This is a genomic window from Flavobacterium chilense (assembly GCF_001602525.1).
GTDB lineage: Bacteria > Bacteroidota > Bacteroidia > Flavobacteriales > Flavobacteriaceae > Flavobacterium > Flavobacterium chilense.
Genome location: NZ_LSYT01000003.1, coordinates 235,365 through 257,155 on the forward strand (window position 1 = coordinate 235,365; position 21,791 = coordinate 257,155).

Sequence of the window (21,791 nt, forward strand, 5' to 3'; positions counted from 1 at the left end):
GACTCCGCTCAGTGTGACAACAGCTGATTAGTAAAAAAAGCAGTAGGAACAAATGATATTTCAGCTTTAAAATTTATGCCAGAAGAAGCTTCGACTCCGCTCAGCCTGACAACAACTGATTAGTAAAAAAAGTAGTGGGAACAAATGATATTTCAGCTTTAAAATTTATGCCAGAAGAAGCTTCGACTCCGCTCAGTGTGACAACAGCTGATTAGTAAAAAAAGCAGTAGGAACAAATGATATTATAGGATGGATTTTAATCCATCCTTTGTCAGTATTCTTAGAATTGATATTAAATTTTAAGAATATCTAATTACCCAATTCTCTCATTATCTAATTCTTTTATCTCTTAATTTTCTCATTATCAAATTCTCTAATTCAAATGTAATTTGTTACATTAAAATAAATTTTTATATATTTGATTATAGAGATTCGTTTTTTTTAGTGCTTCAAATTATCAAATTGTAATTTTTGAAGAGATGATTAAACAGTTTCTTCCTGCTTGAAAATGCCTTTTCCCAAAGAGGAATTTTCAGGTATGTAGTTCTTACAAGCTACAAATTAACCTACAGACAGAAACAAATGACGAAATTAACCATTAGAATTTTAGTTCTATTACTATCTCTTTTATTTCCAATTGTTAATGCCCAAATTAAAAAAATTGGAGTTCCGTTTATTACCAATTATAATCCTAAAACTTATAAAGCAGCTTCAGAGAACTGGGATGTTCTGCAGGATTCAAAAGGCATGATGTTTTTTGCCAATCATTTTGGAATCATGCAGTTTGATGGCGTAAGATGGAGCATCGTAACGCAACCCGAAAACAGAAGTATGGTTCGCTCGCTTGCCATTGACAAAAAGGATAAAATGTATGTGGGCGCCCAGGGAGAATTTGGTTATACGGTTCAGTTGCCTAACGGACAATACAAATACACTTCATTAGTAAAATTAATTCCTGCTACTGCCAGAAATTTTGGAGATGTCCTGCACACGATTATTCGCAATAATGAAGTGATTTTTTTCTCGAATGAAGGAATATATATTTATAAGAACAACAAAATCAAAGTAATAAAATCAAAAAACAATTTTGATGATCTTTTTGAAGTCAATACTGAAATCTATGTTTCAGAGAATGCAAAAGGTTTATTGAAGCTTACAGAAGGTGTTTTGACTGAAATTCCGAATAGTGCACAATTTAGCGGAATGAAAATCAGAAAGATATTCGAAACTCAAAACGGGCTGATAGTACTAACACAAAAAAACGGACTTTATCTTTATAAAAACAATGTACTAAAACCTTTTGTAACTCAGGTGGATCACTTGCTGAAACAAAATCAGATCTCAACCGGAATTTTACTTTCTGATGGTTATATCGGAATTGGAACACGGCAGACGGGGTTGATAGTTATGGATAGTGCAGGAAATTTGATTCAGCATATCAATAAAGAAATGGGCTTACAGAATGAATATGTTACTAATCTTAAAGTAGACAAGGAAGGTAATTTATGGGTGACTTTAAAAGAAGGGATTTCGGTAATTCAGATTTCATCACCATTATCAAAAATACTGGATGCTTCGAATGCCGAAACCAAGATATATTGCAGTCAGATTTATCAGGACAAACTATATATCGCGACAGATAATGGTGTTTTTTGGCTGGACTGGCAAGGCTATAAAAAAGGACAGCATGAAAACGACCATTTTCAGCATATTACGGGAATGTCTGAGAATGTCTGGAATATTGGCGTTTTTGGAAACTCGCTTTTGGCTTTTGAAAAAAACGGAATCTTTGAAATAAAAGGCAACTCAGCTCAATTGCTGGCTAAAACAGATGGTGCGTGGAAAGGCGTAATTATCCCGAATCATCCTGATTTGTTACTTGTTGGCGGCTATACGGGATTGTATCTATTAAAAAAAAGCAACAATTCCTGGGTGTATCAGCATAAGATAAAAGGTTTTGATGAAAGCAGCCGGGTTATTGAAACAGAGAAAAACGGAAATATCTGGATTGCACACGGATACAAAGGGATTTTTAAAATTAAACTTAATAAAACATTCGATGCCGTTTCAGATCTTCAGTTTTATAATCAGAAAAATGGTTTTCCTTCGAGTTTGTTTTTAAATACCTTTAAACTCAATGATCAGATTCTTTTTGGAACCACAAAAGGAGTATACCAGCAGGATTCTCATTCGAACAAAATGATTCCTGATCCTATATTCAGGAAATATCTTGGTATGGACAGTCATATTCGTTTGCTTAAAGAAGACAATCAAAATAATATCTGGTACATTTCGGGAGAAAATACCGGAAAAATGAGCCGAAATGCTCAAGGGAAATTTGCAATAGAAGAATTGCCTTTTCGAAAGCTACGGTATTTGTATGTTCCGGGCTTCGAAAACATTCAGACGACTTCTGGCGGAGATGTCTTTTTCGGTACTCAAGATGGTCTGATTCATTATAATACTACTAAGACCAAAAAATACCAATCGAAATATAAAGCAGTCATTTCTGAAGTAAAATGTATTTTTCCAAAAGACAGTTTATTGTTTTCAAGCAGATACGATGTGCTTCCAACACATACAGCATCTGCTCAGGATAAATTTTCGGCTGTTTTGCCACATTCTAATAATGCCTTACATTTTTCGTTTGCATCACTTTGTTATGATGAAGCCGATGCTACTAAATACGAATACTGGCTGGAAGGTTTTGAACCCAAATGGTCAGAATACAGTCTTCAAACAGAAAAAGAATATACCAATTTACCTGAAAACGAATATGTTTTTCACGTAAGGGCAAAAAATATTTACGATGTAGTAAGCGAAGAAGCCGTTTTTAAATTTGAAGTTTTGCCGCCCTGGTACAGAACAAGCTGGGCTTATATCTTGTATCTTATACTTTTTGGTGTTTTAATTTATTCGATTATCAAATACCAAAAAAATCTGGCAGAACGGGATCGTGAGCAATTGATATTGAATCAGGAAAAGGAGTTGCTACGAAACCGTGCCGAACTAAATGAGCAAAAACTATTGCTCGAACAGGAAAATATGGCAATTATAAAGGATAACCTGGAAGCAACGATTAAACTTAAAAATGCTAAAGTAGCTTCAAATACGGTAAACCTGATTCATTTAAATGAAATTTTGCTGTCTATAAAAGAACTCATTAGTCAGATTGATAAAAAGAATGATTTTAATACCAACTACGGTTTATTGACCAAAATTAACAGGATCATTGATCACGAATTGCAGGGAGATCAGCACTGGAACGAGTTTGAGGAAATCTTTAATCAGCTTCATGATAACTTTATGCAGCGATTGAAAATGAGTTTTCCGGAATTAACTCCGCGTGATATGCGTTTGTGTGCCTATTTGCGAATGAATTTCAATACAAAAGAGATTGCACCGCTTTTAGGAATCTCTGTAAGAGGGGTTGAAGATACCCGATACCGTATTCGGAAAAAACTACAGCTTTCTTCTGAAGCAAATATTACAGAATTCATCCTTAATTTCTAAAAGTGTCATTTCTAATTTTTAAACACATCAAAACATAGATTTTTACAGTTTAATAAAATCTTAAAAGGCATTTCATTTTTTGTACCACATATAGATGTGATAAAAATGAGTTTCTTTTTTGTTTTCTTTTTCATAAATAATGAATCTATCTTTCTATATCCTAAAAATACCTCATCACAGCCGTTCTTTATTATAGGTTAAATCCCAGGTAGTTTTACGGGTTTTGACTTCTAATTACTACATTTTTTTATGAACACCGTAGTCAAACCGTACTCAAAAATGTAAGTCTTGCCTGATTTATTTGTTAATATTGTCCCACTATTACCAAAATAATAATCTATTTTTTACAAAGTAGTTTTTTATTGCGGTAATAATCTTTACTAACAAAAAACTAAAAAAAATGAATCAAAAAGACTCTTTTTTCGGCCGACCACCGAAAGACAATTTTTATTATTTTAAATTTTTGGCTGTGGCAATATTTATATTGCTGCCCTTTTTAAAAGTCCAGGCACAATGTAAAACATTAGTCTGGTCTGATGAATTTAATGGGACCACAGTCGATTTAACCAAATGGCAGAGTATTTCCGGAAATGGATGTCCTTCGCTCTGCGGATTCGGAAATGCAGAGGCACAGCGTTACGATCCTAATCAGGCCACAATTGTAAAAGAAGGAACGAACAGTTACTTAAATATTGAGGCAAAATACCAGCCGAGTGCGCAATTTCCGGATCAGCCGTATGCTTCTTCAAAATTAACGACAGAAGGTAAATATTCGCTCAAATACGGAAGAATCGAAGCTCGTATGAAATTATCAAATGGGCAGGGAGCCTGGCCGGCTTTCTGGATGCTTCCGGTTGGAGGAAACTGGCCTTTTACTGGTGAAATTGACATCATGGAAGCCAAACACCGAAACCCAAAATCTGTAGACGGAACCATTCATTATGATGGAAACGGATATCATTTTACAGGCAGAAGCTATAGTTCTCCAACTGATTTATCTTCTGATTTTCACATTTATGCCGTAGAATGGGGACCAAACTTTATTAAATGGTATGTTGATGATGTTTTGTTTCATACAGCAACACCCAACACTACTGTAAATGGCGGATGGCCTTTTAACGACAATCAGTTTTATATTATCTTAAATCTTGCTGTAGGAAGTGCAGGAACGCCTTATACAAGTGTAAACGGAGCAGGAGTTGCACCGGTTCCTGGCGATTTTCCGGCAAAATTACAGGTAGATTATGTTCGTGTTTATGACGGAAGTTATAAATACGGAATTGCGGGAGATGTAAAAGTATATCAGAACGAAACAAGCAAAACCTATTCTATAAATGCAGTTTCGGGAGCAACATATAACTGGACTGTTCCTGCCGGCGCGACAATAACTGCCGGACAGGGAACAAATGCTGTAACAGTAAACTGGGGAACCACAGGAGGAGACGTTGCCGTGACAACAACAGTTTCGGGCTGTACGGCTAATACGTATAAACTTGCTGTAGCAACAGAACCGGCAATTCCGGTAGAAAGAATCTATGAAGATTTTCAGTCGAACAGAAATGTGGTCTACGGACTGAAAACCGGAGTTTTAACGGAAGCTGTTGCTAATCCTTCTGCAACGGGAATCAACACCTCTGCTTTGGTTGGAAAATATGTTCGTAATTCGTCTGAGCTGTACGATGTATTTAATATCAAAAACGTAGTCATCAGTAATGCGAATGATTATGTTTACGGAAGAAAAAGAATCTCTTTTGATTTGTATACTTCGGCGCCTGTTGGAACCAAAATATCAATGCAGTTAGAAAATAGTCTTGTAACTACAGCGACCAATTATCCGTCAGGAAGACATAGCGGTTACAAAGCCACAACAACGGTTCAGAACAAATGGGAAACGATCGAATTTGAATTTGAAAAAATAATCGATCCTAATACCAGCGCTTTGACGATCAATAATGTAGTATTTCTTTTTGAATCGAATTCAAATTCCGGAGCAACTTATTATTTTGATAATCTTCTGACCAGAGCTACTCCTGAAAAACCTATTGTAGCTACAGATGTTTTACAAAACTATGATGGCATCAATAAAATTATCAAAGGAACCACTACCGGAGTATATTCTGTTGTAGCCAATCCGGGAGCCAATTCTGTTAACTCTTCGGCAAATGTGGCAAAGTACGTTCGAAATGTTACCGAACAATACGATGTACTTTTCTTTAATACACAAGACAATATCGAAGATGCAGGTTTGCTAAAAAACCAGACTAAAAAAATCATGATCGATGTGTACACCTCAGCACCAATAGGAACTGTCGTGAGTCTGAATTTAGAGAATAGTGCGACTTCGCTTCCGGCAAATTTTCCAACAGGAAGAAACAGTACGTATGTAGCCATTACCACAAAACAAAATCAATGGGAAACCCTGACTTTCTATTATAATTCAAGTCCGGATGAAGCCACTTCGAATCTGGCAGTAAACCAAATGGTGATATTAGCCAACTCAGGTTCATATACAAACGACACTTATTATTTTGATAATATCAGAATTGCTTCGACCAAATTACCGGATACTTTTACTCCGGGAGTCGTTTACGAAGATTATCAAACCATTCATAATATTACGTTTAGAGACGCAATTGGAACTTATACGCCCAATACACCAAATCCAAATGCAAGCGGAATCAATACCTCTTCAAATGTTGGAAAATATGTGAGAAAATCAACAGAGTTGTATGATAATTTCTCTTTCAATACCACTTTAACCAATATTGGAGATTTTAAAAGCGGTACAAAAAAGTTTGCTGTAGACGTTTATACTTCGGCGCCAGTAGGATCTGTAATTTCATGGCAGGCAGAAAGCAGCGCTTCAATTCCGTCTAATTATCCGGTGGGAAGACACAGTATTTATCAGGCAGTTGTAAAACAAACCAACACCTGGCATACGCTGGTGTTTACTTATGTAAGTGCTCCAGATGCATCAACTTTAGATAGCGAAGTTAACCGTTTTGTTTTTCTGGCAGAACCGGGTACCAATTCAGGAAACACTTATTACTTTGATAATATCAGAGCAGTAAACTTAGTGTCTGCAGAAAATCCGCCTGCTACTTTACCTGCACCGTGGGTGAGTACAGATTTAGGGGCTGTTACGCCGGCAGGAGAAGCGACTCACGCTAGCGGAACATTCACTATAAAAGGATCAGGAGTTGATATTTGGGACACAAGCGATCAGTTTCAGTTTGTGAATCAGCCTATAACAGGCGATGCCGAAATTATTGCTAAAGTAAATTCACTTACCAATACCAATACATACGCAAAAGCCGGCGTAATGTTCCGCGAAACTCTTACACCAACTTCAAAACATGCCATGACAGATGTAAGTGCAGCGGCAGGTATAGAATTTTTATCGAGAGATACTGTTTCAGGAATTACTACAGCTACAGTAGCTGCAGGCACGGCTCCAAAATGGATTCGTATTACAAGATCCGGAAATGTATTTACTTCTTATTCTTCGGATAACGGAACAACCTGGACACAGTTGGGTACGCCAAAAACAATTGCAATGGCAAGTACTGTTTATGTGGGAATGGCAGTGACTTCGCATGCAAACGGAACGCTGACAACAGGAGTTTTCAGTGATGTTACGGTTCGAAATATTACGCCTCCGGTTAACAATGTCAATTTAGCTTTGGCTAAAACCGCAGTCGCTTCTACAGAAGAAAATCCGACTTTATCTTCGGCGAAAGCCACAGACGGAGATGCCGGAACAAGATGGGCAAGTAGTTTTGCCAATGCAACAGAATGGATTTATGTTGATTTGGGAAGCAATTACAATATTAATCGTGTCGTTCTAAAATGGGAAGCAGCCTTTGCTACACAATACAAAGTGCAAATTTCAACAGACAATGTTTTCACCGAAAATGAAACTGTAAACACCCAAACAGCCAGCGATGGAGGAACGGATGACCTGACAGTAAGCGGAACCGGAAGATATATCAGGATTTTATGTACTGCAAAAGCTTTGGCTCCTTACGGATATTCGCTATTCGAAATAGAAGCTTACGGATCTGCTTCGACAGCCAAAAAAGCAGCAATTGCAGCAATTGCAGCAGAAGAAACAGAAGTGACCAGTACAGCATTTACAATGTATCCAAATCCGGCGAGCAACTATGTTCAGTTGGCAATCCCTGAAAATTTAGACCATAAAGTCATAACAATTTATGATGATTCAGGAACATTGCTTTTAGAGAAAAAAGTGGAAGGTACTGAAGGACTGATTGACATTAGTAAATTAAAAAGAGGAATCTATATTCTAAACTTTAAGTCTGATCAAAAAAGCTGGTCTAAAAAACTAATCAAGCAATAAGCTAAAAAAATCCGTTGGGTGTAATTTGTTTAGAATAAAGTTTTGCGTCTCCCCATACCCGAAACAAATTCTGAGAAAAACAAACCTGCATTACACCTGACGGATTTATAAAGTCATGAACCTGAAAAGGATTCCGGCTGAAAATCTATATGATGTAACCCCAAAATAATTTAGATATGAAAATAAACAAACTTAGAAGATTTTCTCTTCTGGCAATACTGTTTCTGGCATTGTCAAACCTCATGCACGGTCAGGGACCTATTCCGTTTACTATAAGCAATACCTCAACATTTAATGATAACGAATTGTATGTTGCCATTGTTGGAATTGATTACACTACCGGAAACCACGTTTGGGTAAATGCCAAAACAAGTCAGGTTTTACCCATGAGTTCTTCTTATAATACCGTTACCGGACCTACAATTGGCGGAAATACCGGACCGGGATTAAACTCAAAATACGCGAATTGTTTTACCAAATTAAGTGAGATTCCTAACAAAACTTTTACGCTGCCACAAATTGCCGGCTGCAGGGTTTTTATCTCTAAAGGACAACAATTGTATTTTTACTTTTTTGGCGCAAGCGGTGCACCATCCGGATATACATCACCAAATCCGTTGAATGCTACAGATCCAAATCAGGGAATTTTGTATGAAATCATCGAATTGACGAATAATCAATATGGTTTCTTTGGTAATCCATCAAGAGTAGATTCGTATAAATATCCAATGGGATTAGAATTATTTGGTGCCAACGGATATCAGAAAAGAGTAGGTGAATTAAAAAAACATGCTGATATAGTAGCGGCTTTTAAAGCCAATGTTCCCTCAGAGTTTCAGGGTTGTGTAAACGATGCAACAGGCGAAATTACAGCACCGTCAAAAACTCCGGCTTTTGCAGACGGAACAGGCGGAACAACTGTTGGCGCTCAGGCAAACTACTTAAAATCGTATATTGATGCAATCTGGAATAAATATAAAAATGAAGATTTAATATTCTATGCCGGAGATGCCGGAGTTTTTAAAGGAAGAGTGATTGGAGAACAGCTCGAAGTTGTGGGACAATCCGGAGGTTTTGTAGGCCGTACCGGAAGAGTTCAAAACAGACCAACAACTCAGGAAGCACTGGAAGGAAAAGGAGTTCTGGACAGAAGGCTGGTCGACGGAGATTTAGATCTTGTTGTTCAGGCACAATTAACAGCAGCAATTAACCGTCATGTGGTAAATACTACGACGCCAAATCCGGGACAGCAAAACTGGTACGATGCCTCGAAATTTTATCAGGTAAACCCAACGAATCATTATTCAAAATTCTGGCACTTACCGGGAATCAGTGTAGATAATCTGGCTTATGGTTTTGCTTATGATGATGTGGCAGATCAGTCGCCATCACTTCATTCGCCGCAGCCAACCAAAGTAATCGCTACTTTTGGTGGTTATGCCGGAACAGTACCTTCGGTTCCTGCAACTACAGATGTGATTACGGTGTATAGAGATTGCAATTACACCGGATTTTCTGGCGGATTAACAATTGGAGATTATAATCTGGCTCGTTTAAATACTTTAGGTGTTTTAAACGATGATATTTCTTCTCTTAAAATTACTCCGGGATTTCAGGCAATTTTATATCAGGATGATAATTTTACCGGAGCTTCAACTGTAATCAATTCTGATAATACTTGTCTGAATGCAACATGGAATGATAAAGTAACTTCTATTCGTGTAATCGCAAACGGAACGACAACTTTAGGGAATCAAACTTTCTTTTTGCAAAACAGAAACAGCGGTTTATACATGGACGTTTGGAATTCAAGTATGTCAAACGGTGCAGGAATCAACCAGGGCGCTTTGAATTCAGGAAACAACCAGAAATTTACTTTTACGCATTTAGGCGACGGAATGTATAAAATCATTGCGAATCATAGCGGTATGTCAATGGATATTAACAATTTCAATAAAGCCAATGGTGCAAGAGTAGAGCAATATCCATACAATGCAACAACAAACCAACAGTTTATTTTGGTTTCTACAAGCGATGGATTTTATAAAATTGTGGCCCGTCACAGCGGCAGAATCGTTGAGGTAGCAGGAGCAAGCACAGCTTCTGGAGCAATTGTACAACAATGGGATAATAACAACCAGACCTGCGGACAATGGAAATTAGTTCCGGCTACAAGTTCTCAAACCTCAGTTTTAATTCAGGCAGAAGACTATTCAGCTATGAGCGGTATTCAGGTTGAACCAACAACCGATACAGGCGGAGGATCAAATGTAGGGTATACTGATACTGGAGACTGGCTGGCTTATAATAATATTAATTTCCCTACTACAGGTTCCTATTTAATCGAATACCGCGTAGCTAGTGCTGTAACCGGCGGCAGATTATCATCTGATTTAAATGGCGGAACGATTGTATTAGGCAATGTAGATATTCCAAACACAGGCGGATGGCAAAACTGGCAAACCGTTTCTCAAACCGTAAACGTGAACGCCGGAACTTATAATTTCGGAATCTATATTCAGAATACAGGAATGAACATTAACTGGATCAAAATCACAAAAGTTGGTGCTGGTTTAGCTGCAAAAACGGCTGCTGCTCCAATAGTGGAAGAAGAAACAACCGCTTCAGTTTTAAATGTATATCCTAGTCCGGTAGAAAACACACTTTATATTACCACTGATGTTACAGGCGGAAATGTAAGTATAGTAGATTCTCAGACCGGAGCTGTGGTTTCAGGACAAAAATTAAACCATAACAGTATCGATGTATCGCATTTGAGAAAAGGTGTTTATCTGATTGTTTTTGAAAAAGACGGTACAAAAACGGTTAAACGTTTTATAAAAAAATAGCTTAAAAAAACAGATTTTAAATTTCAGTTTGGGATTTGGTACTGCTGATCATTGGTATCAAATTCCAAACTGAAGTCTGAAATCTATAGTTAAAAAATCTCCCCCATTTTTTACAAATTTTTATTAACCTATTAAATAATTATTATGAAAAACAATTACAAAAGAATGTCACTAAGATGGATGGTCATTTTAGTATTGGGTATTTTTAATTTATCAGTAGCCCAGAAAAAAGTAATCGCTTATGTTCCAAACTGGATCGATTTAAATTCGTTTTCGAGCAGTATTCAGTACAGTAAACTGACACATATCAATATTGCGTTCGAAAATCCTGATGCAAACGGATACTTGTCTTTTAATTCAGGAAGTAATACCATTATCAATGCAGCACATGCCCAAAATGTAAAAGTTTTTGTTTCCCTTGGCGGAGGCGCAGTTTCTGAAGGAGGCGCTATTCGTGATAACTATTTCAATCTTATTACAAGTAGCAACAGAACGGCTTTTATCCAGAAGATATACGATTATGTAGTTGCCCATAATTTTGATGGTGTCGATGTCGATCTTGAAGGTCCGGCGATTAATGGCGATTATGGCGCATTTGTAATTGCTTTGGCGAATAAACTGCACGCTAACGGAAAACAAATTACAGCAGCACTTTCAGAAGGATATGGCGGAGCCAATGTACCATCGTCTACTTTTGCCGCCTTTGACTGGATCAATATCATGGCGTATGATGCAACAGGACCATGGGCTCCTGGAAGTCCGGGTCAGCACTCTCCATACAGTATGGCTGTAAACCAGTTTAATTACTGGACCGGAAGAGGATTACCGGCAAGCAAAGCCATCATTGGGCTTCCGTTTTACGGATATGGTTTTGGAGCTTCAGCAAATCAGGGTATTTCTTATGCTAATATTGTAGCGCAATATCCGGGTGCCGAAAATCTGGATCAGGTAGGAAACACCATTTACTATAATGGAATTCCAACCATCAAACAAAAAACAACTTTTGCAATTCAAAATGCAGGAGGAGTGATGATTTGGGAATTGTCTCAGGATGCAACAGGTTCTAAATCCTTATTAACAGCGATCAATCAGGTTATTACAGGAAGTAATCCTCCAACAGGAACAGGAACTTTAATTCAGGCTGAAAATTACAATGCAATGAGCGGTGTTCAGACAGAACCTACCACGGATACCGGTGGTGGATTAAACGTAGGATATTGTGATACTGGCGACTGGATGGCATATTACAACATTAATTTTCCAACTTCAGGAAATTACGTAATTGAATACCGAGTGGCGAGTGCCGTTACAGGGGGAAGATTATCAGCTGATTTAAATGCCGGAACTATTCAGCTTGGGGCAATAAATGTACCCAATACAGGCGGATGGCAAAACTGGCAGACGATTACCCAAACTGTAAATGTAAATGCCGGAACGTATAACTTTGGGATATATGTTCAAAATACTGGTTTTAATATTAACTGGTTCAGAATTACAAAATCGGCTTCAGCTTTAGCAGCAAAATCAGCGGCTTCGGCAGAAACCCCTGTAGATATTGCAAGTGTTACTATTTATCCAAATCCAACAGAAAGTACACTTTTCTTTAGTGCCGAAGTTTCAGGAGCCAATGTGAGTATCATAAACTCTCAGGGCGGCGATACTGTTTCGACACAAAAAGCCAATAACAACAGTATTGATGTATCTGGCTTAAAAACCGGAATCTACCTGATTTTAGTAGAAAAAGACGGTATCAAAACCGTAAGACGTTTTATTAAAAAATAAGCTTTAACTGCAAAGCCCGCAAAGATTTACGCAAGGTTCGTTAAGTATTGTATGATAAAGAAACAAAGCTTTGCGAACCTTGCTTTTTCAACATATTCCATAGATAACAATCTTAGTGTGTTTTACGGTTCATATTTTCAGCAAATAGTATTGCAAAACCCAAACCCCAATTTTATATGAAAAAAAATTACAAACTTCGGTTAAGTTTACTCTTGTTTCTTGCCTTTGGCAGTTTTGCCATTGCGCAGACTTCTTTAGGTTCAAGTAAAACTTTTATGAATACTTTAAAGAAAGAATTAGTCAGCGGAACAACCTCAAAAGGTGCCGAAAAAACCGTTTTGCTTCAGGTCGAAAATTCAAAAAACTTTAACGGAAAAATAAATTATAACGAATCTAATACGTCCAGCGAATTTCTGATTGGAGAAATCAAAAATATTCCTGAATCTTCTTTTTACATTAAAGTAAAAGACAAATCGCTGGAAGGTCATATCATTTTAAAAAAAACAAAAGAAGCTTACAAATATTATTCAGATGCACAGGGAAATGCCTTTGTTTCTAAAGTTGATATTAACACACTTGTTTGTATTGATTATAGAAATGTACCTGAAAATACTGCCAAAGCAACCAATAAAACAGCAGTGGCAGCAGCAATTGCTCCGGCTTTGTTGAATTTGCAGAGTTTGCCGGGTGCAGCAGGTTGCGTAATGCTGGATTTTGATGGTTATAATATGCCTGCAGGAAATCTGTGGAATAACGGAAATGCAATTAATGCCGCACCATCCGGAATGAGCGATGCTGATGTACAACAACATTGGGAAGTAGTTTCAGAAGATTACCGACCTTTTAATCTGAATGTTACAACAAGCGAAGCCGTTTTTAACTCCTATCCAAGAAACAGAAGAATGCGCGTGGTGGTAACTCCAACCAATACTGCAGCTCCGGGAGCGGGAGGTGTAGCTTATATTGGTTCCTTCAATTGGGACAATGATGTACCATGTTGGGTATTTATTACTTCAGGTAAATCTGGTGGAGATGCCTCAGCGCATGAAATTGGACATACTTTTGATCTGGGTCATGACGGACGTACGAACCCGGCAGAGGATTATTTTGTTGGAATAGACGGAACTTCATGGGCGCCAATTATGGGAGCAGGATATTACAGACCTGTTGTACAATGGAGTAAAGGCGAATATAATTATGCCAATAACAAACAAGATGATGTGGCTTCGATTGCAAGCTCAAAATTTGGTGTAGGATATCGAGGTGATGATTATGGAGATAATACAGCTTCGGCAGCCAATTTAGATTATAACGCTAACGGAACAATTAATCAAAAAAACGGAATCATCTCCAGTGAAGCCGATTATGATTTTTTCACCTTTACAACAGGGGGAGGAAATGTTTCGATCAATGCAAATACAGTGAGCCGTGACGGAAACCTGCATCTTTTAATAAGACTCTATAATGCAGCCGGAGCCGAAATGGGAACCTATTGGAATTCTGATCCTTTTGCGTTGAATGCTGCTATGAATGTTAATTTGCCTGCCGGTAAATATTTTATAGGTGTTGATGGTACCGGAGCAGGAAATGTGGGTTATGGCGGATATTCTGCTTATGGATCTATCGGAAGTTATACTATTACAGGAACAATTCCTCCGGGAGGAAATATTAGTCCGTCTACCGATGTGATTACCGTTTATAAAGATTGCAATTATACAGGTTTCTCGGGCGGATTAACTATTGGCGATTATAATCTGGCACGTTTAAATTCGTTGGGAGTTTTAAATGATGATATATCGTCACTTAGAATCACACAGGGATTTCAGGCGATTTTGTATCAGGATGATAATTTTACAGGAGCTTCGACCGTAATTAATTCTGATAATTCCTGTTTGAATACCACCTGGAATGATAAAGTAAGTTCGATTAGAGTTATTGCAAACGGAACCACCACTTTAGGAAATCAGACTTTCTTTTTGCAAAATAGAAACAGCGGTTTGTATATGGATGTTTGGAATGCAAGTATGTCAAACGGAGCAGGAATTAATCAGGGTGGACTTAATTCAGGAAACAATCAAAAATTTACATTGACTCATTTAGGAGATGGAATGTATAAGATTATTGCAAACCACAGCGGACAGTCTATGGATGTCAATGGTTTTAATGTAGCTAATGGCACACGTGTTGAACAATATCCGTATAACGGAACTACCAATCAGCAGTTTATTTTAGTTTCGACGGGTGATGGATTCTATAAAATCGTAGCCAGACACAGTGGCAGAATTGTTGAGGTTGCCGGAGCGAGTACAGCTTCTGGTGCTATTGTACAGCAATGGGACAACAACAACCAGACTTGCGGACAATGGAAATTAATTGCGACAACAACTTCGCAAACCTCAACTTTAATTCAGGCCGAAGATTATTCAGCGATGAGTGGTATTCAGGTTGAACCAACCACAGATACAGGCGGAGGATCAAATGTAGGTTATACCGAAACTGGCGATTGGCTGGCATACAACAATATCAATTTTCCAACAACAGGTTCGTATTTAATCGAATATCGGGTAGCCAGCGGAGTAACCGGAGGCAGATTATCATCTGACTTAAATGGCGGAACGATTATTTTAGGCAATGTTGATATTCCAAATACAGGCGGATGGCAAAACTGGCAAACGGTAACACAAACCGTAAATGTAAATGCCGGAACCTATAATTTTGGAATCTACATTCAAAACACAGGAATGAACATCAACTGGATCCGAATTACTAAAATTGGCGCTGCTGCAACAATTCCTGTAAGCTCAGCAATTGTAACAGATGAAAAGGTTCAGGATGTGGCGCTAAATGTATACCCAAATCCGGTTTCAGATGTGTTATTGTTTAGTAAAGATATTTCAGGAGGAAATCTACGTGTTATAGATTCCCAAACAGGAGCAATCGTAATAACACAAAAAATCAATGAAAATAGTCTGGATGTTTCCCAATTAAGAAAAGGGGTTTATCTGATTGTTTTTGAGATAGAAGGTGTACAAACGATAAAACGTTTTATCAAAAAATAAATAGTTAGTTATATTTATCCAGCCTTTGTCAGAGTTTTAAATTTTGACAAAGGTTTTTTACGCAAACATTGTTATTGCAAGTATAAAGGCTGTCATTTTTGGCAGCCTTTTTTATACAGGTTCCCATTTTCCGTTTTCTTTCGCGAGATCAATCAGTTTTTGACCATGTTCTGTCATTAAACCCTGCTCAATCATTTTTGCTGCGCGATCTCTGTTAGGCTGGCTCCATTTACTTTTCTTCGGATTTCGGGGAGTAAAAGTCAGATAGAAACTTTCAAAATCCCGTTTTTTGCATAAACTGTCAATCCAGCCAAAACACAATGCTTCTTCAGTTGCTTCGACAAGATTAACACTTACTATATTGCTTTTTTTGTGATATAAAATGAGCCACACTGATTTCTCTGTCTGACTATTTTCCTGCAACCAATCACGCCATTCTTTTCGGGTCTGGGCATAAATGGCTTGTTTTCCATCTTTTGTTTCCATGATTAATTTGAATTGAAAATAGAATATAAATTTAATGAAATAATTTATTGATTACCAGTGTTTAAGTTTCATATAGGGGACATATTTATAGAAATATACAGAGCTTTTCGACATTAGAACATTTGCTTTTAATATTGCGCAGTTGTAAAGTTTTATTTCACGCAGATTTTAAAGATACAAGCAGAAAAACGAAGATTATTATTGTAATTAATTTAAAAATTAAATCTGCTACAATCTGTATAATCTGCGTTAAATGAATCCATAGAGATTGCAGGATTTTATTTTCTTTGCGGCTCTGCGACTTTGCGAGAAATTCAACATCAGTCTAAAAAAAACTTAGCGAACCTTTCGTAACCCTTTGCGATTAAATCAATTCAGCTTACAATAAAAATTATCATTACATAACAATAACATAAAGGTCTTTCAGGTTTTAATGCATAGAATTGCAAATCGTTTCATAAAATCCCCATTTGTAAAAGCTTAACCAAATGATTCCAAAATATACGCTCCTATATAAATATACCTTAACCGTTCTCTTTCTTATTCTTTTTCATGTTCCAATTTCAGCGCAAAAACAAAATAAGCTTGACGGTACACAGGTTGCTTTTTTATCAGATGTGCATTTACAGGATTTATTCGGAAACTTTTCAGATAACGATTATAAAGGTATTTTAAATCCAAAAACCGGAAAATATACTTTGATGAGGACTATGGCTTCTCAATTGCATTCGACCAGAATCTTCAATGAAAATTACTTTGCTTTTATAGCCGCGCTGGAAGATATCGCCAAACGAAAAATAAAATATGTGGCACTTCCCGGAGATTACACAGATGACGGTCAGCCAATACATGTAAAAGGTCTGGAGAAAATTTTAGAACAATACAGAAAAAAATATAATATCGAGTTTTTCATTACCACAGGAAACCACGATCCCGTTGGACCTTTTGCACAAGAATCCGGTAAAGAGGATTTTTTAGGAAAAGACGGAAAAAGCCAGCCCATTTATAGCAAAGAAGGCCTTTATAAGCCAAATTTAACTTTCGAACAGCCTGTAGTTGTTACTGCCGATATTGCTAAAATGGGTTATTTAGAAATTACGGATAATTTGAAAAACTTTGGTTTTTACCCAAATAAGAAATACAAATTCTGGGCAACACCATTTTCAACTTATACCAGTCAGAATTATAGTTTTGCAAAAGCCTCACAAGCAGCATTGTTATCCAATCGGGTTTATAATGTAGCGCCAGGGTTTGAAGTTCCGGATGTAAGTTATGTTGTTGAACCTGTCGACGGACTTTGGTTAATGGCAATTGATGGGAATGTTTATATCCCAAAGAAAAATGATGGAGATCCAAAAGATCCCAAAAATTATTCAGAAGCGAGTACAGGTTATAATAATGTACTGTCGAATAAAAAGCATCTGATAAAATGGGTTGAGGAAATTTCGGCGCAAGCCAAACTACAAGGAAAAACTTTGATTGCCTTTAGTCACTTTCCAATGATTGATTTTAACGACGACGCTTCTGCGGAAATAAAAGAATTATTAGGCCCGAACAAATGGCAGCTGAATCGGGTTCCGGTTGAAGAAGTCGCGCAGGTTTTTGCCGATGCCGGATTAAAAATTCATTTTGGCGGGCACATGCATATTAATGATACAGGAGTTCGTACAACTGCAAAAGGAAACACTTTGGTGAATATCCAGACACCATCTCTTGCAGCATATATTCCGGCATATAAATTACTAACAATCAAAAAAGACAATCATGTCGATATCCAGACAATTACAATCGATCAAGTTCCGGGATATAACGAACTTTTTGATTTGTATAAAATGGAGTACCAGTTCTTAGAAAGTCAAAATGCAAAAGACATCTGGAATATTGACATTTTAAAAACTAAAAATTACCATGATTTTACCGATTTCCATCTAAAGGAATTGGTTCGCTTAAGATTCCTGGCAGATGATTGGCCTTCTGCTTTCAAGAATTTTATTTTGAATGTTTCAGCCGAAGATTTGTTGGTTTTATCCAGCATCGAATCGGATAAAGATTTTGATGTAATTTTGAAAAACAAAGAAAACTTCAAAAACGAATGGACAGCAGCAGCAGATAAAACCGATAAATTTCTGTCTCAGCATAATCTCAAAAAGCAAGATTTTAACTGGACGGGTTATGATTTTCTGGTAGATTTTTATCGTTTCAGAAGCGCCGATGAATTGGCTCTGGCCGATGTTGGAACCGCAAGGGCGCAGCAATATAAAGTGCTGTCTCAGTTGTTTCTTGAAAACCATAAAGAAGATACCTCAAAAGAAAAATTATTACAAAATCAAATGCGATTGTTTCTGATCATTTTCAATAAATTCATGCATGAAGTTCCGGCAGATCATTTTAGTGTTGATTTAAAAACGGGCGACATTAAAAGGGTGGAGTAATTTTAACCACAAAGTAATGGCACACTGATGATACGGATTCGCTAATGCGAAAACGCGGATTTTTACGGATTTTTATTCTCATTTTATGTCATTGTGAGAAACGAAACAGCCTCACTAACAATTATACTGTACCTATTTTATTTTCATTTTATGTCTTCCTGAGCGAAGTCGAAGGACACGTAAGGAACTCCGCTCCTAAAATCATCAAATATTAGAAAGTTTTTGTTAACGTAAAGTAGCCCTGACAGGTTTAAAACCTATCAGGGCTAATTGTTGATTTTCTAGGGCGTCCTTCGACTTCGCTCAGAAGGACAATCATTGCGTGTGACAAAGCAAAACGAAAGAAAAAAATCCGTCAATCCATTCAAATCCGCGTCATCTGCGTGCCATAAAATAAACCAGAAGCTATTTTCCTCCATTAACCGGATCTACTCTCACATAACTTCCATCATCATATTTTATCTGATAAGGAGAATTAAAAAATGTACTAGGCAGATAATAATCGGTGGTGATGATTTGTGCTCCGGATTTTTTAGCAGCTTCAAAATGAGTGTAATCATTAGCTCTTGCTTCTTTGGTATCAGAATCTGCTCTGGTTCTTATAAGATATCCTTTTTGAACCAGATCAGCAATTTCAGGATCTTCGGAGTTGTTTCTAAATAAAGTAGCAGCTTCAGGTTTTCCAGGCTCGGCGTTGATAAAAACAGCACGACCTTTTAGCGAAGGATGATTCAGGGCGTATAAGTCTCTTTTGGCTCCGTTGTTGTCCAAAATAAATAAAAATTTACCTTTTCCTTTTTTCAGTGTTGGCCAATTGTTATGCAAAACAGCTTCTTCGAGTGTTTTGTATTTTCCTCTTACCATATCCGGCGTGATGAGTTTATCTCCTAAACCCTTGCGAAGTTCAGCATCTAAAGCGTCAAATAATTCAGGTGTAAAATCTTCAGGTTTAGTTCCAAAGAAATTTGCTTCACCATCTTTGGGTTCCAGTGTAATAAAAACAGGTACGTGATCCGGATTGGCGTCAGACCACTTTTTTAATTCGGCTAAACAAAGCTGGAAGGTATAACAGGAAGTTCGAAAATCAATATCCGGCATATGAAAAACTTTAAAGCCCGGTTTTTGCATTTCTCCTTTTGGATCATAAACCTGTTCAGATTTTACGACGTCTAATCCTTTCGGATGTGCATATTTTCCGCCCTTAGTATCAGCAAAAACATCAATTTCAAGATTTCTTAAACCTTTATTTAATTGTTCTGTAAGCGAAATATGAGTGTACTGCAACCCTTTTAAAGAACGCGAAGTATCTTTTGCCTGAATCAGATTGTATAAATCCGGTTCAATATTCTGACGGTAGCTGTTGTGTGAGCCAATTACCTGAATTTGATTGATTTTTAGATTGTCATTTTTTACCTGACTATTGCAATGTATAGTACCGGCAATACATAATGTAAACAGAATTTGTTTCATGATTTGAAATTGTAAATTAGTATTAACAGATAGGGGATAAGACAACTGAGTATTGCCTTTTTTTGAGTGTACTAAATTAGATTTGGTATTTGAATTTTATGTTAGTTAAAGAAAAACAAATCGCAACCTGAGTATCATGTTTACTTCAAAATAGTAGTATTAATACAACAAACGAATTCATAATTTAATTTAAAGTTAACGTTCAGGAAAAAAACATTGCTTTTTCATTTTATTATTTTACATCACCAAACAGTCCCAAAATAAGCTATGAAAAACCCTGAAATTTTTGAAAAAACGTATACCGATTACTGGAAAAAGCTAAATGCTTTTTCGTATACGATGACTCAGGATAAAGACTTGGCACAGAACATCGTTCAGGATGTTTTTATTGATTTATGGGAACGAAAAGACGACCTTAATATTAATGCTATAGAACCTTATTTGTTCAGGGCAGTAAAAAATCAGGTTTTCAAACACTATCAGAATAACCGGTTTGACAAGACGATTCTCGAAGATAAATTTGAAGATTATATTATTGACAATTTCAGCTCAATTGATCCGGAAATAATCGATCTTATTTATGCCTTACTGGATAAACTCCCAAAGAAGCGAAAAGAAGTTTTATTGATGTACAAATTTCAGGATATGTCGATTGATCAGATTGCAGATGAACTTGGTATTTCGAAACAAACCGTTAAAAATCAAATTTCATCGGCTTTGAAACAATTGCGTGAAGGCCTGAAAGACCTTGCTTGGCTTGCTCCATTCATTTTTTTTAATCAAAAGTTTTAAGATAACTTTCTGTTAATGGTTTCATAATATTTGCGGATAGTACGATTTTGGTTTTCGCGTACTTACTGGTAACAATAAGTATTATGATAAAAAGAATCAAGCATAGTTTAGAACATCTGATAGACAAAAGTTCTCAAAACAAAACCTCTGTAGCAGAAGAGAATTTATTGAATGATTTTGCTTTAAACCAATATCAAAAATCAAAATGGGATGAATCCCTAATGGGAAATGCTGATGCAGTTTCTCAGGATATATACGAAAATATTCAGCTTAGAATAGGAAAGAAGAAAACCTTCAATCCGTATTTAAAATATATGGCAGCTGCCAGTATTCTTTTTTTAATTGGTTTAGGATTTTTCTATAAACCAAACGTTACAGCCGAAAAGCAATTATCATTTAAGACGTCAGATACCCCCAAATCTATCCAATTAAGTGACGGCTCGAAAATTTATCTGGCAGCAAATTCATCATTTCAGTATCCTGAAAAATTTATGGGCGACGAGAGAAAAGTTTCTTTACTAAAAGGAAATGCTTTTTTTGAAGTTGCCAAAGACAAAAAACATCCTTTTATAATTCGTTCCGGCGACATTAAAACACGAGTTGTAGGAACTTCATTTCATGTCCAGTTATCAAAATTAAAATGCGAGGTAATTGTCGTTACCGGAAAAGTAAATGTTTCTACAAAAGGACAAAGTGTTGATTTAGTTCCAAACGAAGAAGCTTTGTTTAGCGCACAAAAATTAACCAAACAACAGGCAGATAAATCGTTTTTGGTTAACTGGTATGCTAAAGATGTGACACTGGATCAAACTACTCTTAAACAGGTAATTACTATTCTACAATATAAATACGGGGTTTCGTTTCAATACAATGACGAGCGTGTGTTGGGAACTCCGCTAACCGTATTCATTAAAAAGGATGCATCGTTAGAAAGTGTTTTACAACAAATAAATTATATCACAAACCTAAAATTTAAAGTTTATGGCGAAATCGTAAAAGTGAATTAAAAACAAAAAAAGCAGTTGCTGAGAACAACTGCCATTAATAA

General features: G+C 36.7%; 10 protein-coding genes. 8 read left to right on the forward strand and 2 right to left on the reverse strand.

From position 1 onward, the window contains the following. Nucleotides 1-582 precede the first annotated feature (582 nt). From A4F88_RS10335 to A4F88_RS25750, 5 genes are all read left to right on the forward strand, one after another. Nucleotides 583-3,513 carry a triple tyrosine motif-containing protein gene (locus A4F88_RS10335; RefSeq protein WP_068842534.1) on the forward strand — a complete coding sequence of 977 codons (2,931 nt, stop codon included), beginning with the start codon at nucleotides 583-585 and terminating at the stop codon, nucleotides 3,511-3,513. 469 nt (nucleotides 3,514-3,982) lie between these two features. Next, nucleotides 3,983-7,873: a family 16 glycosylhydrolase gene (locus tag A4F88_RS10340; protein WP_245179078.1), complete on the forward strand. Its 3,891-nt coding sequence runs from the start codon at nucleotides 3,983-3,985 to the stop codon at nucleotides 7,871-7,873. A gap of 176 nt (nucleotides 7,874-8,049) precedes the next feature. Beyond that, nucleotides 8,050-10,722 (forward strand): beta-1,3-glucanase family protein, encoded by a 2,673-nt coding sequence (locus A4F88_RS10345; protein ID WP_068842536.1) that lies wholly within the window; start codon nucleotides 8,050-8,052, stop codon nucleotides 10,720-10,722. A 144-nt stretch (nucleotides 10,723-10,866) separates the two neighbouring features. Then, nucleotides 10,867-12,504 (forward strand): glycosyl hydrolase family 18 protein, encoded by a 1,638-nt coding sequence (locus tag A4F88_RS10350; protein ID WP_068842537.1) that lies wholly within the window; start codon nucleotides 10,867-10,869, stop codon nucleotides 12,502-12,504. A 176-nt stretch (nucleotides 12,505-12,680) separates the two neighbouring features. Beyond that, nucleotides 12,681-15,563 carry a carbohydrate-binding protein gene (locus tag A4F88_RS25750; RefSeq protein ID WP_245179080.1) on the forward strand — a complete coding sequence of 961 codons (2,883 nt, stop codon included), beginning with the start codon at nucleotides 12,681-12,683 and terminating at the stop codon, nucleotides 15,561-15,563. Nucleotides 15,564-15,674: 111 nt separating this feature from the next. Here A4F88_RS25750 and A4F88_RS10360 read toward each other — a convergent pair whose 3' ends face one another. After that, on the reverse strand, nucleotides 15,675-16,049 hold the full coding sequence (locus tag A4F88_RS10360) for a YdeI/OmpD-associated family protein (protein ID WP_068842538.1): 375 nt from the start codon (nucleotides 16,047-16,049) through the stop codon (nucleotides 15,675-15,677). A 488-nt stretch (nucleotides 16,050-16,537) separates the two neighbouring features. Here A4F88_RS10360 and A4F88_RS10365 point away from each other — a divergent pair, with 488 nt between their 5' ends. Beyond that, nucleotides 16,538-18,481 carry a metallophosphoesterase family protein gene (locus A4F88_RS10365; protein WP_068842539.1) on the forward strand — a complete coding sequence of 648 codons (1,944 nt, stop codon included), beginning with the start codon at nucleotides 16,538-16,540 and terminating at the stop codon, nucleotides 18,479-18,481. 405 nt (nucleotides 18,482-18,886) lie between these two features. Here the strand turns inward: A4F88_RS10365 and A4F88_RS10370 are convergent, their stop codons facing one another. Beyond that, complete coding sequence (locus A4F88_RS10370) at nucleotides 18,887-19,951, reverse strand: phosphatidylinositol-specific phospholipase C1-like protein (RefSeq protein ID WP_068842540.1); 1,065 nt, start codon at nucleotides 19,949-19,951, stop codon at nucleotides 18,887-18,889. Nucleotides 19,952-20,218: 267 nt separating this feature from the next. Between A4F88_RS10370 and A4F88_RS10375 the strand changes: the two genes are divergently transcribed. Both A4F88_RS10375 and A4F88_RS10380 read left to right on the forward strand, forming a co-directional pair. After that, nucleotides 20,219-20,743, forward strand: coding sequence for an RNA polymerase sigma-70 factor (locus tag A4F88_RS10375; RefSeq protein ID WP_068842541.1), 525 nt, complete (start codon nucleotides 20,219-20,221; stop codon nucleotides 20,741-20,743). Nucleotides 20,744-20,826: 83 nt separating this feature from the next. Then, entirely contained in the window at nucleotides 20,827-21,750 is a 924-nt protein-coding gene (locus A4F88_RS10380; protein ID WP_068842542.1) for a FecR family protein, read from the forward strand. The last annotated feature ends 41 nt before the right edge of the window (nucleotides 21,751-21,791 follow it).

Excerpts from the sequence above, each read along its gene's own strand:
- A4F88_RS10335 (WP_068842534.1), top strand. The coding sequence starts at position 583 with ATGACGAAATTAACCATTAGAATTTTAGTTCTATTACTATCTCTTTTA.
- A4F88_RS10345 (WP_068842536.1), top strand. The coding sequence starts at position 8,050 with ATGAAAATAAACAAACTTAGAAGATTTTCTCTTCTGGCAATACTGTTT.
- A4F88_RS10350 (WP_068842537.1), top strand. The coding sequence starts at position 10,867 with ATGAAAAACAATTACAAAAGAATGTCACTAAGATGGATGGTCATTTTA.
- A4F88_RS25750 (WP_245179080.1), top strand. The coding sequence starts at position 12,681 with ATGAAAAAAAATTACAAACTTCGGTTAAGTTTACTCTTGTTTCTTGCC.
- A4F88_RS10360 (WP_068842538.1), bottom strand. The coding sequence starts at position 16,049 with ATGGAAACAAAAGATGGAAAACAAGCCATTTATGCCCAGACCCGAAAA.
- A4F88_RS10365 (WP_068842539.1), top strand. The coding sequence starts at position 16,538 with ATGATTCCAAAATATACGCTCCTATATAAATATACCTTAACCGTTCTC.
- A4F88_RS10370 (WP_068842540.1), bottom strand. The coding sequence starts at position 19,951 with ATGAAACAAATTCTGTTTACATTATGTATTGCCGGTACTATACATTGC.
- A4F88_RS10375 (WP_068842541.1), top strand. The coding sequence starts at position 20,219 with ATGAAAAACCCTGAAATTTTTGAAAAAACGTATACCGATTACTGGAAA.
- A4F88_RS10380 (WP_068842542.1), top strand. The coding sequence starts at position 20,827 with ATGATAAAAAGAATCAAGCATAGTTTAGAACATCTGATAGACAAAAGT.